This window comes from Bacillus silvicola (assembly GCF_050524305.1).
GTDB classification, from domain to species: Bacteria; Bacillota; Bacilli; order Bacillales; family Bacillaceae_G; genus Bacillus_A; species Bacillus_A cereus_AT.
In genome coordinates this window covers 60,697-76,458 of sequence record NZ_JBNGVC010000001.1, presented here as the reverse complement: position 1 = coordinate 76,458, position 15,762 = coordinate 60,697, and the positions used below count along the sequence as shown (strand labels likewise).

Genomic DNA, 15,762 nt, shown 5'->3' with positions numbered 1-15,762 from the left:
AGCATTAAACTGCACAAAAAGAGTATTGAAATTTAATTCAATACTCTTTTTAAAATTAAATATTAAGTTCCAACCAATTTCTAAATTTTTTGGCTGGCTCATCATCTGGAGTTATACCACTTTCAAAACTGGTAGTGAAAGGTAACCACTGCCAATCCTCACATCCTACAAAAGCTACTCTTGACCAATTATCAATAAATTCAATGAAATTATTCGCAATCTTATATCCATGACCTTCTCCATCGTCGTGACTTAGATAAATTATTGGAGCATCTATATCATCTTTCATATCAAATGCTAAATAATCTCCATTTCCCACTTCACAAAATGCTAATTTGTTATGCCAAACTACATCATATTCATCTTCAGGATTTGGAAAAGCTGTGTCAATCCAATCTTTTCGTTCTTTTTCAAACTCAAAAAGGTTTTCTAAACTCCAGTGGGGTGTTCCACAAAAAATTTCACTAAATTCATTTGGTATCTGCATATCGTCAGATAAAAACCAGCGTAAACTAAAATTCCCAGAGAACTCTAAAAGTACTTTTTTGAAGCTATTAGGTAATTTAATACCTAGTGTTTCTTCTACTAGAATTACTTGTTCAAGAGTAGATGGTTCATCTATACAAACTTCCTGAACCTCACCGCCTAGTTCTTTAATTCTAGAAGTAATAATTTCTATTCTTTCTTTTAGTAACTCATAATCCACATTATCACCCCATGCTATATTAATTAAAGTATATCATTCTTAATAAATTTTTTCGTGTAATTGAGGTTTCAAGTAGCAGCTTTTTTAGCTAATTTAGTAATATATTCAAAGAATACGTCACGTTTTACATCGTAAACGACATTTACAGGTCGCCCATCATCAGTTTCCACTGTACGCCCTTGGCTAGGTCCGTATGTATGAACAATACTTTTAATCGTTTGTATCTTTGCAAGATCAGCTTTCCCAACAAAAGCAGCAGTTAATACATCCCACAAATAGTAAGTAGAGTTAGTTGAGAAGTGAACGAGAGGAGGGACCATCGCATAGCATTGACCAAGGAAATCAACACCAATATATTTACGCTCTTTTGCCCACTGTTCACGTATGTCTATTGTTAACGGAACTTGGTTTGTACTTTCTAGAGTTACTAAATCAATGATTATATTAGCATTCCAAACACGAGCTACTGCTTCGGGATCCCAAAATGAATTCCATTCGGCTGTTCCGTCATGTTCCGGCTCATGTACATTGCCTGCAGTACGAAATGTACCGCCCATCCAAACGAGACGTTCAATTTTATCTTCAATTATGGGAGCCTCATATAATGCACGGGCAAGGTCAGTTAGTGGCCCGGTAAATAATAAAGTTGTTTTTCCTTCCGTTTGTAGAAGCGTTTCTATTAAATGGTGATGTGCAGGCTTTGCCGCCATGGGTGTTACAACTTTTCCAGACTCATTTAAAATTGGTAAAGCATCTACATAAAATGCATGCATCCGCCAGTCTTTCGGAAATGGATTTTTCCCACGAGAGTTTGACGCTGCTACTCCAATATTACCTTTGCCGAAGCGATCAATAATTTTACGACTTGCAGACATTGCGGGTTCTAAATAACAATCTGCAGGGATAACTGAAACACCTGTAAGTTCGACATTATCCATCTGGAGTAATAAAAATAGTGAAATTAGATCATCTACACCACCATCATGATTGAAGTATACTTTTTTCTTCATTGTAACCTCCATCCTATATGGTTTAGTAAGGAATTAATTATGAAGTGAGGAAAAATCATCAATAATTTCAACTACCTCAATTTTCCCATTAATCAATAGCTCAGGAAGTTCATTTCTAACGTTTCCTTTCCAATATTCTCTAGCTTGTTCAATTTTTTGAGAGAAAGGAATACCATCTTCTTTCGGTAAAAGATTCCCGTCACCTTCAAAAAAACATCCAATCACTCGTAGTTTAACAATCTGCAAAACTTCTCGATTGTAAGAATCAAATAGCGTTTTCCATTTCAAAGCATCTTCATAGCTTTTGGCAGCATATAAGCAAGATAATCTTGACGGGTATGCAGTATATTCTTGCAACCTAACCATTTCTACAATCGTTTCTCTAACCGCTCTAATTGTTTGATCTATATAATTCATAACTAATTTAGCATTTTCATTATTTATATGTAATCCGTCATTATTATAATGATTGATTAAAATTTTTATGCCATCTTCACCGTTAGAATTTAATTGGTCTCTTTCAAAAAAGAAGCGATATAGAGTATTAGTTTGATTTTTATCAAATTGAATGATTTGTCCAATTTTCATTTCTTTCCTTGTAACGATGTGATATGCGTAAAATTCTGATTCATTCATGGGTATCCTCCTAGTAGTAATTATCGAATATAGTAATGTTAAATTTAGTAATTCAACATCACAATATATAAAACCTTTGTCAGTAAAAAGTTATAAAGCGGAAGGAATACACGTAACCGCTTTAAAAACGTTCACAAATTGTTCACTTACGAAGAGGTTTTCAATATCGATATAATGACAAAGACTCAAAGAGAAGGGATGATGAAAATTGCCAACAACAAGAAAGGAAAACCTCCAATTTGGTATGATGATGTGCCTCGGGATGGTTATCGCAATGACGTTTTACAATGTATTAATGAATGGAGCAGGAGGGCCAATTCATATTAAGGAGATCGCATTAGAATTACTAATTGGATTTATGATTGCACTATTAATTGAAATATGTATCGTTGGACCTTGTGCGAAAAAAATTGTATTCGCGTAACCATTTGATAAATCGAAGAAAATAAATATTATACTTGCGATGGCGACAGCAATGGTAATTGGAATGGTGTTCTTTATGTCATTTTTTGGTATGGCTATGATGTATTTACATAACGGGCTACATGGTGACTCATTTATTTCTATTTACTTTTCAATTTTTATTAAAAACTTCATGATGGCGTATCCACTACAAATAATCATTATGGGACCGTTAGTACGTTTCTTATTTGCAAAGTTTGTTATGAAGAATAAACCTGTTAATATAGCGTAGTTATTATTTATAAAACATTATATATCGATAAAATTATAAAAACACATCTCAAATATTTTGAGGTGTGTTTTTTCTTATTCATTCCCAGTTATTTTCATAGTAATGTGACATTTGTCCTTTTGCCTTTGTAGGATTATAGCTTTTAATTAAGTCAGAAATAGAAAATTAGGAGATGATTTTTTGAAGGGCATTGTATTTGCTATTTTTGCTGGTCTATTTATAACACTTCAAGGAACCTTTAATGCGAAACTTAGTTCACATATCGGCATATGGTCAACGAGTATTATAACGCATTTAATTGGGTTTCTTATTGCAACTACTGTATTTTTGGTAAAGAAAGAAGAGAAAGTAACGGATTTAAAGGGTGTGAAAAAAGTATATTTAGCAGCCGGTGCATTCGGTGGTTTGATTATTTGTGCAGAAACTATGGCGATATATTCAATGGGAGTTACATTAACAGCTGGAACACTTATGGTTGCTCAATTGTTAACAGCAACCTTTATTGAAATGAAAGGATTATTTCATATAAAAAAGATACAAATGGAGAGATATCACATTGTGGGAACAATAGTAATGATTATAGGTATTGCTGTATTTAATATGTAAATGAAAGGAGGAAATGAAAGTGGAGAATAGATCAGAATTAATTATTCAATATTTGAAAGCTTATAATATGCTTGAAATTTTTTCAGGAATAAGTACTGATTATTTTCAAGTAAATCATTTTGAAAAAGCAAGCTTATTTGCAATATAGATGATGAAATGGATCGTTTGTATTTCGTTGTTAAAGGTAAAGTAAAAGTTTACACGATTACACCAGAAGGAAAGAAACTCATCCTTCGTTTTATTAATCCATTGGCAGTTGTTGGCGATATTGAATTAATACAAAAAAGTAAGACGCATAATGTCGTTGAAGCTTGTTCAGATGTTGTAGCTATCTCCATTTCTAATACGGTTATTAGAAACAAGTTATTACATGATCCTATATTTATGAACTTCCTACTTGAAAATATTGCGAACACGTTAAAAATATCGACCCGTTTTACAGCTCTTAATTTACTTTATCCTGTAGAAGTACGTGTAGCTAGTTATTTACTTTCAATTTCAACAGATAGTAACGGGAATATGTATAAAGAGGATTTGGATGCAACATCGGTATCAAGTATTGCGGATTTTATAGGAGTAAGTTATAGGCACGTAATTCGGGTGTTACAAAAATTTTATAAAGAAAAATTAATTGAAAAGAAAAATGGAGTTATTGTAATTAAAGATTTTTTTGGAATGAAGGAAGTTGCTAAAGATAATATATATGAGTAATGAAAGGGAGAGGAAGATTTTGATTGGATTTAGTTTAGCCATATTAGCTGGAATATTAATTAGCTTACAATCTGTTTTTAACACGAAAGTGAATGAAAATGTAGGACAGTGGTTAACAACTACATGTGTTCTTGGAATAGGTCTCATAAGTTCTGTTATATTTTATATCATTACAGAGAAAAGTATTATCATTAATTTTTATACTGCAAATTATTTATTTTATATAAGTGGATTGTTTGGCATTGGACTAATTATTTGTATAATGGGCGCAATAAAGAGTTTAGGTCCAGCGTATACGGTGTTAATTAGCCTTATTACCCAATTGGTCGTTGCTTTGTGTATTGATTCATTCGGATTATTTGGAATGGAGAGCATTCCATTACAAATAAATAAATTAGTTGGCATAGGCCTATTAATTGTCGGGGTAGGAATTTTTAAAAATCTATTTTCGAATAAAAAAGATATTCATATAAATAAGGATAGTGTTTAAAGAATATAAAGGGAAAAAGTGTTAATGGTCAGAACTTATACATTTAGATAGTAATAAGTGAGCGATAAGGAGAGAGATAAATGATTCAGTTAATGTTGCAAGATGGTGTACATTATTTGAAAATCAATGGGATTTTGCATTGGTGTAAAGTTGCAGGGACAGCTCATAATACAGTTCCTCTTATTATTGTACATGGTGGTCCAGGTGGTAATCATTATGTATTCGAAAGAACACTTGGGTTGAGGTTAGAAGGAAATATCTCTGTAGTTTATTACGAACAAAGAGGATGTGGACGAAGTGAGGCACCACAAGATGACGGTGAGTACTCAATCAATACTCTAGTGGAAGATTTAGAGGAATTAAGAAAGAAATTAAATGTAGAGAAGGTAAATTTGTTAGGCTACTCTTTTGGTGGACAACTCTGTTTAGAGTATGCTTTGAAATATCCGAAAAAGGTTGCAACAATGGTATTACAAGCACCATTGTTAGATGATTTTAATGATATGTATACTGTGCAGATAGAAGGTTTTCTACAAATAACGAAAGGGGAAATGAAAGAACAAATATCGAAAATAAGTAAGTCGGAAATTGCGTTAAAAGAAAAATATAATCAAGTTTGGAATATAGTTGATACAGCAACTATAGATCGTCTATTGTTTAAAAATGAAGAATTTGCAAAGTTAAATCGCAGTCTTTGGGAGGAAAGTAAGTTAAGTAATACAGGAAAGATGAGTAAAGTTATTTTTGAAACAAAATCACCTTTACCGCTTATTGAGCGCATTAAAGATTTAGAAATTGATACGTGTGTCTTAGTCGGGGGGCATGACTATAACACGGGTGTAGGAATGAGTAATAGAATAACGAGACAATTGAAAAATAGTAAACTTGTTATATTTGAAAATAGTGCGCATTTCCCAGATATAGAGGAGACGGATAAAGTATGTGAAACGATTATTGAGTTTTTGGAACGATAGGGGAATCGCTAGCATTTCGGAAAATCCTCACGCTAAGAGCATACGAAATTTTATACAGTTTTTTGATGAATCCAATAACAAAAAATAACATTAAAACGGCATCAGTATAGGAATGTATAAAAAACGCATAGATCCATAGAACAAAAAAGGTGCTTCGCTGGTGAGTGTAGGGTGTCTCCTTTCTCTTGCTACCGATAATGAGACGTTATGTCAACCTAACAAGTATAGGATATACACTGTTCCTTATTCAACTAAATAGCAGGTTAGTTGAAGTGTATTTTGGTTAATATAGGAATTTTTGGATGCCCCCTAGAATATAAAAAATATAGATTGTATTATAGGAGGTATATAATGAAACAAAACATTTATGATAATCCGTTTTTCTTTAAAAATTATAAGTCATTACGTGAAAATGGATTTACCTTTAATGATTTTGTTGAACAGCCAGCAATTAAATCTATAATTGCTAATCTTACAGATAAGTCTGTATTAGATTTGGGATGTGGAACTGGTCATTTTTCTATGTACTGTGTAGAAAATGGTGCCTCGAAAGTTATAGGAGTGGACATCTCAAGAAATATGATTGAACAAGCTGAAATGTATAACAAAAACGAAAAAATAGATTATATGTGTGTACCAATAGAAGAACTTAATTTGCCAAATCAAAAATTCGACTTAATAACAAGTTCTTTAGTTATACATTACATAGAAGATTACTCACATCTAATTAAGAAAATAAGAGATCTGTTAAAAAATGATGGTGAATTTATCTTTTCAACAGAACATCCAATAGTAACAGCTCGAAAGGAAATGAATAATTGGTTTAAGGATAATAATGGAAACAGATTGCATTGGGCATTAGATAATTACCAGGAAGAAGGAAAAAGGGAGGAACATTGGTGGATAGATGGTGTTGTTAAATATCACAGAACAATTTCAACATTAATTAATACTCTTATAGACAACGGTTTTGTAATTGAGAAAATTATTGAGCCAGAGTCAACTCCAACAGGATTAGAAAAAATGCCAGAATTAATAAATGAAAAACGGAGACCATCTTCTATTATCATTAAATCAAGAAAATATTGAGATTAAACCCTCGTTGATTAACTTCCGCTTTCGAATTTTATGTAAATAAGCAAAAAGCGAGGTAGAAAATTGGCTAGTATTAAAGAATTAAATCATTTTCTAAATGAACAAGAGGAACGAAATATATTTTATCGTATAAGCAAAATTAGAAGAGGCAGCATCATGGTGGAAGTAAATGTTCCAGGTCAAAGATGGTAAATAGAATGTAAGAAAGATTGTACAGTTGAAATAGAAAAGTTTATTAGTGATGGTAAATATCATAATGATAAAGAATTAGAAGTATTATTTAAGGAATTCTCAGATTAAGGAGATTAACTTTCGATAACAAAAAAATATAATAAGCTGTCCATGTGGGCGGCTTATTATATTTTTTTGTTTAGCGTATTTTTCTTTCTTTATGAATTTAGTCATTATTTTATTACTAATTTAACTATAAATCAATTAATTGAATTTAATATGGTAAATTTTTATTTACTAATTTGTCGTTTTTGAATTTATGTGGACTGAAGTGGATGTGTTTGAGTAGTTGTTTTAGGAAAGGAGAATATGATCGAAAATAAAATATTACTAAACGTATATAACTAATGAATATAATGTCTTTTTCAGTTATTATGTTGTAAATCATTTTATGATAAAATCTATTACATAATTTAATAAAGGGGTAACTAACTGTTACGATTTATTTAACCAATTATAACGAAAGTTAATTAAATATATCAGTAAGCCCTGCTAGTCAAGTGATTGGCTAGTAGTGAGGGTTAACTGCGGGCAATCCCTAAAGCTGATTGAACTACAACGTGGCTAGAAATGGTGAGCGTGAATGTTGCGAAAGCAGAAAAAATCAATCAGATGGTGCAAGGTTAAATCCTAAACACTAGAACAATGGGTCTTCCGCCTCGAATCATCTAAGTCAAAATGGATAAGATGAACGTTCAACGACTATCTCGTATAACTGACGAGAGTACATCACAAGCCTATGGTGGTGGAAAAATCCTCTGTCTCTAAAGAGATAAACATATAGTCTGCGCTCATATGAAAATATGAGAAGTTCATAAGAGAACTGGCTAAGGAATTGCGCCCTTAGTTGAACAAGATAAATTTTATTGAATCTATCAAACTTTATTGAAAATATCGAACATACGTGCTATGTTAGGTTCAATGAGGTGAGAATAATAATGAAATTTTCACGAGTTAGTCAAGTATCAGAATTAACAGGTTTGCATCCGAGTAGTCTTAGGAGAATGCTGGTGGAACACGCTACTATTCAGAAGAACAAATCTTTCATTAAAGGAGTTAAATTCTGATGATATTGGCGAAGAAAGTCAGACTGATTCCAACGCCTGAACAAGAAAAAGTGCTTAGAAACCATGCTGGAGCTGCAAGATTCGCTTATAACTATTGTAAAAGAATGAGTGATAGATATTATAAGCTATTTGGAAAATCTGTTTCACAGTTAGCTTTACAGAAAAGATTTACAAAGATCAAGAAGCGAAAGAGATATAAGTGGTTAAATGACATCAATGCACAAGTTCCAAAACAGGCTTCAAAAGATTTTGACAAGGCGAGGAAACATTCGTTCGAAAAGTACAAAAATGGTTATCACACTTCTTATAAATCCAAAAAAGATTTAATTCAAGGATTTTATGCCAATTATGAAAGACTGATTATAGGAAAGAAAGTAGTTCATATTCAGTCTATTGGAGAAGTGAAAACAAGCCAACAACTACCAAGAAACAAAAAAACATCAAATCCAAGAGTTACATTTGACGGTCGTCACTGGTGGATTAGTGTAGGATTCAAAGAAAACTTTGAATCACAAGAACTAACCAATGAGTCGATTGGTGTGGATGTTGGTTTAAAAGAGCTTTTTGTAGCTTCTAATGGTATGAAAGAACGAAATATAAACAAAGATGCCAAGGTTAAAAAACTTTTGAAAAGGAAAAAGTTAGCACAAAGAGATATGTCTAGGAGATTTAGAAAAGGTGTAAAAATTCAATCTGCCGGATATGAAAAAGCTAAAACTGAGCACCTGCGGTTATCTAGGAAAATTATGAATATCCGAAATAACCATATCCATCAAGCAACAGCTAAATTGGTGAAAACCAAACCAATGAGGATTGTTGTGGAAGACTTATCTATCTCAAACCTGTTAAAAAACAAAAAACTATCGAAAGCATCTTCATTTCAAAAATTAAACTTCTTCTTTCAATGTTTATCATACAAGTGCGAGAAGCATGGCATTGAGTATGTACAAGCTGATAAATGGTTCGCCTCAAGCAAGATTTGTTCATGTTGCGGCGTAAAATACGACCATTCAGTTCAACCAGAAGGACAGTGGAGTTTAAAAATACGTGAGTGGTGTTGTGTTCCATGCAATAGTCATCACGATAGGGATGTAAATGCTGCGATAAATTTATCAAGATGGGTAAAATAAATGCTTGATAATAGGAGGTAACGATACTGCCTCGTGTGGAGTGTTATACCCCTCGTCCCTTTGGGGCTGCGAGAACACGATGAAGCACTAACTTGTGTAAATTTGATTGAATTGTATAGGTTTAGTTAAGTTTATCGTATCGGTAGTATTCTATGGGTTATTTCTCAAATAGTTTATTAGTTTTGTTCGTTCTTATCGTATGTAGCTGTATGATTTTTGGTTGATAATATAATGATAGTTTTATACAGAGGAAGTTAACTGTGATGAGGTTAACTTCTTTTTATTTTATGTTGAGAAGGAATTATATTGTTCTTATGGAAGTTTGTTTAAGTTAACTTCATATTAAGGGTAATTTTACGAAATATAAACAAACGAGAGAATAAGGAGTATTCACATGAATAATAGTATAAGCTACACAATTGAACACCCAACAGACTTCAATGGATTATTAGCGTTATATGAATCTTTAGGATGGAATGCTCTTAAATTAACGGTTAACGATTTAGAACGAATGTGTAAACAAAGTTGGTATGCAATTTATGTGTTTGATGATAAGAGGTTAGTAGGGATGGGGCGTGTCATATCAGATGGAGTAATAACAGGCATTATTTGTGGAGTTGGTGTATTGCCAAAATATCAGTCTAGTGGCATCGGGAAAGAAATAGTGAAACGATTAATCCAGCATTGTGAACACAACAAGGTTATTCCCCAACTTATGTGTGTAGAAAAATTGCAATCTTACTATGAATCTAAAGGATTTGAAGCATTCTCGATTGGGATGACAAAACACATTAAACGATGTTAAAAAATAATTTAATTACTATTTTATAAATAGAACTCTTAATAAATAATAAAAGAGCATGTTTGAGAAAAATTCAAACATGCTCTTTTATTAAAGGAAATTTATTTAATATGAATGACCTAACCCGTTCCAATAAAAAGAAACAATTTCTTGTGCTAATTCATCTATACTAGCAAGAATAGAATTACGATTCTCATCTGTAAAATTCCCCATTGATAATAAAGTTACGAAAGCATGGGCAGCAAATTTTGGATTCCCTTTAGGTATTTCTCCAATATGCATCGCATTAGCAATTGATTTTTCCAATACTTCATACATGTTATCTTCGGCATTTTTCAGTTCCTTTAATTGCTCTGCAGATAACGATAGTTTTGCATCTTTCATAAAGTTCTTCATATCAATATCCATCGTTGCGTGTAAGTATACTGTAGCAAAGTCCAATAATCTTTCTTCCAAATTCTTATTTGTAGAGAGGATTTGATCCATATTTTCTCTTATTCGTACCATCATTTGAATCATAGTAGCCGTAAATAAATCCGCTTTTGTTGAATAGTAATAATAGACGGTTGCTTTTGTAACACCACATTCTTTCGCGACCTCATCCATCGAAACAACTTGATAATTTTGAGTGAGAAATAGCCTAGTTGCAACTTCTAAAATGATTTCTTTTGTAGATTTTGTATTTTTATTTTGACGAGGCCTTCCGAGAGGACGTTGTTTTTGTTCCAAATACATTCGCTCCTGACATTTATGATTGAGATAATTATAACATAATTTTTAATCATTCTTGATTAATTAACCGACCAGTATATATAATTAATATTGGAGGAAAAAAGGAAGGTGGGTTTTTATGAAAAAGCACCCGTTACATATGTTAGGGAAGCTTGTAGCAGGGAAGAATACGCAATGGATAACATTATCGGTATGGATTCTTATTACATTAGTACTTTCATTTACGTTACCACAAGTAAATAGTAAGAAAGAGCCGAATCCGAAAAATTTACCTGAAACAGCTATGTCACAGCAAGCTGAAGCACTTATGAAAAAAGAATTTCCTAATAATGCAGGAAATCCATTGTTAGTAGTATGGCATAGAGATGGTGGATTACAGTCAAAGGATTATAAACTCATACAAGACGTTTATAAGGAATTAAAGGCCAGTCCTTTAAAAGAACAATCAACATTACCACCATTTGATACAATTCCAGAGCAAGTATTATCAAAAAGCGCATCAAAGGATGGTACATCATTTGTTACACCGGTATTCTTTAATAAATCTGCTGGAACGGATATATTAAAAGGTAATTTAGAAGAGTTACGAAAAATAGTGAATAGTAAAGTGGACGAAGATCCATTCAAACAAAAGATAAGTGATTCTGGTTTACATGCTCGATTATCTGGACCTGTAGGTATTCAAACAGATGCAGTTAGTTTATTTAGTCAAGCAGATGTGAAATTATTAGTTGCTACCGTATTACTCGTATTAGGTTTATTAATTTTATTGTATCGTTCACCAATTTTAGCAATTTTACCTTTACTTGTTGTGGGATTTGCATACGGTATTATTAGTCCTACACTTGGTTTTTTAGCCGATCACGGATGGATTAAAGTAGATGCCCAAGCGATATCAATCATGACAGTATTATTGTTTGGTGCTGGAACGGACTATTGTTTATTTTTAATTTCGAGATATAGAGAGTACTTGTTAGAAGAAGAAAGTAAATATAAAGCGCTGCAACTTGCGATTAAAGCATCTGGCGGGGCAATTATAATGAGTGCCTTAACTGTTGTACTTGGATTAGGAACATTATTACTTGCTCAGTATGGTGCCTTTCATCGATTTGCAGTACCATTTAGTGTTGCTGTATTCATAATGGGGATTGCTGCTTTAACAATTCTTCCGGCATTTTTATTAATTTTTGGCAGAGTTGCATTTTTCCCGTTTATACCGAGAACAACTTCGATGAATGAAGAGTTTGCAAGAAGGAAAAAGAAAGTAGTAAAAATCAAAAAATCAAAAGGCCTATTTAGTAAAAAACTTGGAGATATTGTAGTACGAAGACCGTGGACAATTATAATGTTAACCGTATTTGTATTAGGTGGATTAGCTTCATTCGTACCGCGCATTCAATACACTTATGACCTATTAGAATCATTTCCAAAAGATATGCCTTCACGTGAAGGGTTTACGTTGATTAGTGATCATTTTTCGGCTGGTGAACTAGCACCTGTAAAAATTGTTGTTGATACGAAAGGAAAAGAGCTTCCTATTAAACAAGAAATTGAGAAATTTTCTTTTGTAAATACAGTGAAAGAGCCAAAAGAGGGAAAAGACAATAAACAAATACAAATGTATGAAGTTTCTTTAGCGGAAAATCCGTACTCTATTGCAGCGCTAGATCAAATCCCTAAATTGAAAAATAGTGTAGAAAAAGTATTAAAAGATGCGGGGATTAATAATGTTGAAGATCAATTGTGGATTGGTGAAGAAACAGCGTCACTATATGACACAAAACAAATTACGGAACGTGATGAAGCAGTTATTATTCCAGTAATGATCAGTATTATAGCTTTACTATTACTTGTCTACTTACGATCAATTGTAGCGATGATTTATTTAATAGTAACAGTTGTTTTATCATTCTTCTCTGCATTAGGAGCTGGATGGATATTACTTCATTTTGGTATGGGAGCTCCAGCAATACAAGGTGCGATACCGTTATACGCATTCGTATTTTTAGTTGCTTTAGGTGAAGATTATAATATCTTTATGGTTTCAGAAATATGGAAAAATAGAAAGAATCAAAGTCATGTAGAAGCTGTGAAAAATGGCGTTATGCAAACAGGAAGTGTCATTACATCAGCAGGTTTAATTTTAGCAGGGACTTTTGCAGTGTTAGGCACACTTCCAATTCAAGTTCTTGTCCAATTTGGTATTGTAACTGCAATTGGTGTATTACTGGATACATTTATTGTAAGACCATTACTTGTACCAGCAATCACAGTTGTTTTAGGCCGCTTTGCTTTTTGGCCAGGGAAACTTTCTAAAAAGAGAGAAGAAGTACAAAAATTGGATATATAATATAGAAGAGCCAAGGATATTTTCCTTGGCTTTTTCCATGTAGTTAATTAATTTTTTGAAGTTAAATCATCAGTTGCAGCGTGATCAGCATTTTCAATAGCGGTTTCTGGCATTCCATATAAACCGTTCATTGCTTGTTCTTCGATATTAAGATTTGCAGTATTATTATTTTGAATAGATGTAGTGTTTTCGATAACATTTTCTTTTTTATTTACATTTTTGTCATTCATGTTTGAATCCTCCAAACGTCATTTGATTTATCCCACATTAACGGGCAGTAAGACCTCCACCTCAAAATTCGGCGAAAACAAAGAAGTTAGGTGGGGGTCGGGCTGCCCGTAAAAGCCCCACTGATCAAAGTTTCACATTATTAATAGTATGTGGATGGATTTCCAGAAATATGTGAACGGATTTCTGCAGATATTATATAGTTAAATAAAAAGTTTAGTATTAAATTTAAGCTGTAAGGAGTGAACAAGTGTGGTGAAAGCAAGAAAGTTAGCCTTCTAAAATAAAAATAAAATTTTAGGAGGCTATTAAAATGAAGTTTCATGTAATTGACAGAGAAAATTGGAATAGAGAGCAGTATTTTGAACATTATTTAAAATTAAAGTGTTCGTTTAGTATGACAGCGAATGTTGATATTACGATGATGCTAGAGGAAATACATCAAAAGGAAATTAAATTTTATCCGACTTTTATTTATATAATTTCTAGAGTGATAAATAAACATAAAGAATTTCGAACATGTTTTAATGATGAAGGAGTTTTAGGGTATTGGGAGGAAATGATACCTAGTTATACAATCTTTCATAAAGATGATAAATCTTTTTCAAGTATATGGACGGATTATTCTAGCGATTTCCACATTTTCTATAAAAACTATGAAGAGGATATGAGATGTTATGCTAATGTTCATGGTTTATTTACGAAAGAAAATATTCCGCCAAATGTTTTTCCGATTTCTAGTATACCTTGGACTAGTTTTACAGGATTTAATTTAAATATTAATAATGATGGTGATTTTTTATTACCAATTATTACTTGTGGGAAATATTTCAATGATCGAAGCAGGGTTATGCTACCTGTTTCATTGCAAGTACATCATGCGGTTTGTGATGGATATCATGCGAGTCGATTTATAGAGGATTTACAGGAGCTAGCTAATACTTGTAACCTTAAGTAATATCTAATTATTAATTATATAAAATTGAAAATGAATAAGCGTTAAAATAAAAAGAAGAGAACATATGTATTGATATGATCCCCTTATAGTAGACAGTAAAAAGAAAGCACATTAATCTGTTTACTATGGAGGGGATTTTTCTATGGGCAAAATTAGAGTAACTTATGATATAGAATTTAAGAAAAAAGCAGTAGATTTATACTTGAAAGAAGGAATGGGATACAAAACGGTTGCTAAAGAATTAGGAATTGATCACTCGGTAGTAAGACGTTGGGTGAAACACTTTGAAGCTGAAGGTATCAAAGGACTAGAAGAAAAACGTGGTAAAACGAAAGGTCCAGGTATAGGTAGACCAAAAACCAATCCAGAAGATCCAGAAGCTAAAATGAAACGATTAGAAGCGGAGAATGAAATGTTAAAAAAGCTCTTAGGGATGTAAAAGGAGGAGTGGAATCTGTACCAAAAACGAAGAAGTTTGAAGCCATCAAAGGGCTATCAGAAAAAGGTTATGCAGTTACCATTCTATGTGATATCGCTGGAGTAACTAGAGGTGGGTACTACAAATGGATAAAGCGACAGTTGATGCCTTCTGAAAAACAATTGGAGGATACCGAAATAAAAAAGAAGGTATTGGAGTGTCATAAAAAACTTAAAGGGATTTATGGATACAGGAGAGTACAAGTTTGGCTGAAAGCTACTTATAACCTTCATTTTAATCACAAACGTATACAAAGGTTGATGGGTGAACTAGGTATCAAAGCCATTATTAGGAGAAAACGACCTTATTACGGGAAGAAAGAGGCTTACGTGATTTCAGATAACCATCTGAACAGGGATTTTCAAGCTTCCAAACCAAACGAAAAATGGGTAACAGATATTACCTATTTGATTTTCAATGGACAGAGATTGTACTTATCCGCTATTAAAGACCTATACAACAATGAAATTGTTGCCTATGAAATTAGCCGTAGAAATGACCTGAAACTAGTACTAGACACACTTAAAAAGGCAAGAAAAAAACGAAACGTGAAAGGGATTCTCCTGCATAGTGATCAGGGGTTCCAGTACACATCTCGTCAATATACTCAACTACTCAAAAAATATCAGATGAAGGCTAGTATGTCCAGAAAGGGGAACTGTTGGGACAATGCTTGTATAGAAAGCTTCTTCAGTCACTTTAAGTCAGAGTGTTTTCACCTATACTCTTTCCGCACAGCTGATGAGGTTAAGTTTGCTGTGCGCAAATATATATACTTTTATAATCACCACAGGTTCCAAAAGAAACTAAATAACCTGAGTCCATATAAATATAGAACTCAGGTTGCTTAATTGTGTTTTTTGA

General features: G+C 32.7%; 15 protein-coding genes and 2 pseudogenes. 12 read left to right on the top strand and 5 right to left on the bottom strand.

What is annotated here, in order from left to right:
• Window positions 1-55 precede the first annotated feature (55 nt).
• From ACP6L7_RS00415 to ACP6L7_RS00405, 3 genes are all read right to left on the bottom strand, one after another.
• Window positions 56-706 (bottom strand): SMI1/KNR4 family protein, encoded by a 651-nt coding sequence (locus ACP6L7_RS00415; RefSeq protein ID WP_097831152.1) that lies wholly within the window; start codon window positions 704-706, stop codon window positions 56-58.
• A 68-nt stretch (window positions 707-774) separates the two neighbouring features.
• The gene (locus tag ACP6L7_RS00410) at window positions 775-1,716 is read right to left on the bottom strand and encodes a nucleoside hydrolase (RefSeq protein ID WP_097831151.1); all 942 of its coding nucleotides are present in this window, start codon (window positions 1,714-1,716) and stop codon (window positions 775-777) included.
• A 33-nt stretch (window positions 1,717-1,749) separates the two neighbouring features.
• Window positions 1,750-2,352 carry a DUF2441 domain-containing protein gene (locus tag ACP6L7_RS00405; RefSeq protein WP_097831150.1) on the bottom strand — a complete coding sequence of 201 codons (603 nt, stop codon included), beginning with the start codon at window positions 2,350-2,352 and terminating at the stop codon, window positions 1,750-1,752.
• Window positions 2,353-2,560: 208 nt separating this feature from the next.
• Between ACP6L7_RS00405 and ACP6L7_RS00400 the strand changes: the two are divergent.
• From ACP6L7_RS00400 to ACP6L7_RS00365, 8 genes and pseudogenes are all read left to right on the top strand, one after another.
• Window positions 2,561-3,046 (top strand): annotated as a pseudogene (locus ACP6L7_RS00400) (DUF2798 domain-containing protein).
• Between the two features lie 180 nt (window positions 3,047-3,226).
• A complete protein-coding gene (locus tag ACP6L7_RS00395) occupies window positions 3,227-3,652 on the top strand; it encodes a DMT family transporter (RefSeq protein ID WP_097831149.1) in 426 nt (141 codons plus the stop codon).
• 19 nt (window positions 3,653-3,671) lie between these two features.
• Window positions 3,672-4,363, top strand: a pseudogene (locus ACP6L7_RS00390) (Crp/Fnr family transcriptional regulator).
• A 19-nt stretch (window positions 4,364-4,382) separates the two neighbouring features.
• The gene (locus tag ACP6L7_RS00385) at window positions 4,383-4,853 is read left to right on the top strand and encodes a DMT family transporter (protein ID WP_097831147.1); all 471 of its coding nucleotides are present in this window, start codon (window positions 4,383-4,385) and stop codon (window positions 4,851-4,853) included.
• 80 nt (window positions 4,854-4,933) lie between these two features.
• The gene (locus ACP6L7_RS00380; RefSeq protein WP_097831146.1) at window positions 4,934-5,827 is read left to right on the top strand and encodes an alpha/beta fold hydrolase; all 894 of its coding nucleotides are present in this window, start codon (window positions 4,934-4,936) and stop codon (window positions 5,825-5,827) included.
• Between the two features lie 351 nt (window positions 5,828-6,178).
• Window positions 6,179-6,916, top strand: a complete 738-nt coding sequence (locus ACP6L7_RS00375; RefSeq protein WP_000812398.1) for a class I SAM-dependent methyltransferase — start codon at window positions 6,179-6,181, stop codon at window positions 6,914-6,916.
• Window positions 6,917-8,219: 1,303 nt separating this feature from the next.
• Entirely contained in the window at window positions 8,220-9,350 is a 1,131-nt protein-coding gene (locus ACP6L7_RS00370; RefSeq protein ID WP_097831145.1) for an RNA-guided endonuclease InsQ/TnpB family protein, read from the top strand.
• A gap of 394 nt (window positions 9,351-9,744) precedes the next feature.
• Entirely contained in the window at window positions 9,745-10,155 is a 411-nt protein-coding gene (locus ACP6L7_RS00365) for a GNAT family N-acetyltransferase (RefSeq protein WP_097831144.1), read from the top strand.
• Between the two features lie 102 nt (window positions 10,156-10,257).
• Here the strand turns inward: ACP6L7_RS00365 and ACP6L7_RS00360 are convergent, their stop codons facing one another.
• A complete protein-coding gene (locus ACP6L7_RS00360; protein WP_141533486.1) occupies window positions 10,258-10,881 on the bottom strand; it encodes a TetR/AcrR family transcriptional regulator in 624 nt (207 codons plus the stop codon).
• Between the two features lie 121 nt (window positions 10,882-11,002).
• Here ACP6L7_RS00360 and ACP6L7_RS00355 point away from each other — a divergent pair, with 121 nt between their 5' ends.
• Window positions 11,003-13,234 carry an MMPL family transporter gene (locus tag ACP6L7_RS00355; protein ID WP_430528868.1) on the top strand — a complete coding sequence of 744 codons (2,232 nt, stop codon included), beginning with the start codon at window positions 11,003-11,005 and terminating at the stop codon, window positions 13,232-13,234.
• A gap of 47 nt (window positions 13,235-13,281) precedes the next feature.
• Here the strand turns inward: ACP6L7_RS00355 and ACP6L7_RS00350 are convergent, their stop codons facing one another.
• Window positions 13,282-13,464 carry a DUF4021 domain-containing protein gene (locus tag ACP6L7_RS00350; protein WP_097831141.1) on the bottom strand — a complete coding sequence of 61 codons (183 nt, stop codon included), beginning with the start codon at window positions 13,462-13,464 and terminating at the stop codon, window positions 13,282-13,284.
• Window positions 13,465-13,775: 311 nt separating this feature from the next.
• On the opposite strand from ACP6L7_RS00350, the gene catA reads away from it, so the two are divergent.
• The 3 genes from catA (at window position 13,776) to ACP6L7_RS00335 (ending at window position 15,749) form a co-directional block, all read left to right on the top strand.
• Window positions 13,776-14,420, top strand: a complete 645-nt coding sequence (gene catA / locus ACP6L7_RS00345; RefSeq protein ID WP_097831140.1) for a type A chloramphenicol O-acetyltransferase — start codon at window positions 13,776-13,778, stop codon at window positions 14,418-14,420.
• A gap of 142 nt (window positions 14,421-14,562) precedes the next feature.
• On the top strand, window positions 14,563-14,859 hold the full coding sequence (locus tag ACP6L7_RS00340) for a transposase (protein ID WP_000516528.1): 297 nt from the start codon (window positions 14,563-14,565) through the stop codon (window positions 14,857-14,859).
• An 8-nt stretch (window positions 14,860-14,867) separates the two neighbouring features.
• Entirely contained in the window at window positions 14,868-15,749 is an 882-nt protein-coding gene (locus ACP6L7_RS00335; protein WP_430528867.1) for an IS3 family transposase, read from the top strand.
• The last annotated feature ends 13 nt before the right edge of the window (window positions 15,750-15,762 follow it).

Coding starts and splice junctions, on each gene's coding strand:
- ACP6L7_RS00410 (WP_097831151.1), bottom strand. CDS start 1,716: ATGAAGAAAAAAGTATACTTCAATCATGATGGTGGTGTAGATGATCTA.
- ACP6L7_RS00370 (WP_097831145.1), top strand. CDS start 8,220: ATGATATTGGCGAAGAAAGTCAGACTGATTCCAACGCCTGAACAAGAA.
- ACP6L7_RS00375 (WP_000812398.1), top strand. CDS start 6,179: ATGAAACAAAACATTTATGATAATCCGTTTTTCTTTAAAAATTATAAG.
- catA (WP_097831140.1), top strand. CDS start 13,776: ATGAAGTTTCATGTAATTGACAGAGAAAATTGGAATAGAGAGCAGTAT.
- ACP6L7_RS00340 (WP_000516528.1), top strand. CDS start 14,563: ATGGGCAAAATTAGAGTAACTTATGATATAGAATTTAAGAAAAAAGCA.
- ACP6L7_RS00355 (WP_430528868.1), top strand. CDS start 11,003: ATGAAAAAGCACCCGTTACATATGTTAGGGAAGCTTGTAGCAGGGAAG.
- ACP6L7_RS00380 (WP_097831146.1), top strand. CDS start 4,934: ATGATTCAGTTAATGTTGCAAGATGGTGTACATTATTTGAAAATCAAT.
- ACP6L7_RS00350 (WP_097831141.1), bottom strand. CDS start 13,464: ATGAATGACAAAAATGTAAATAAAAAAGAAAATGTTATCGAAAACACT.
- ACP6L7_RS00405 (WP_097831150.1), bottom strand. CDS start 2,352: ATGAATGAATCAGAATTTTACGCATATCACATCGTTACAAGGAAAGAA.
- ACP6L7_RS00365 (WP_097831144.1), top strand. CDS start 9,745: ATGAATAATAGTATAAGCTACACAATTGAACACCCAACAGACTTCAAT.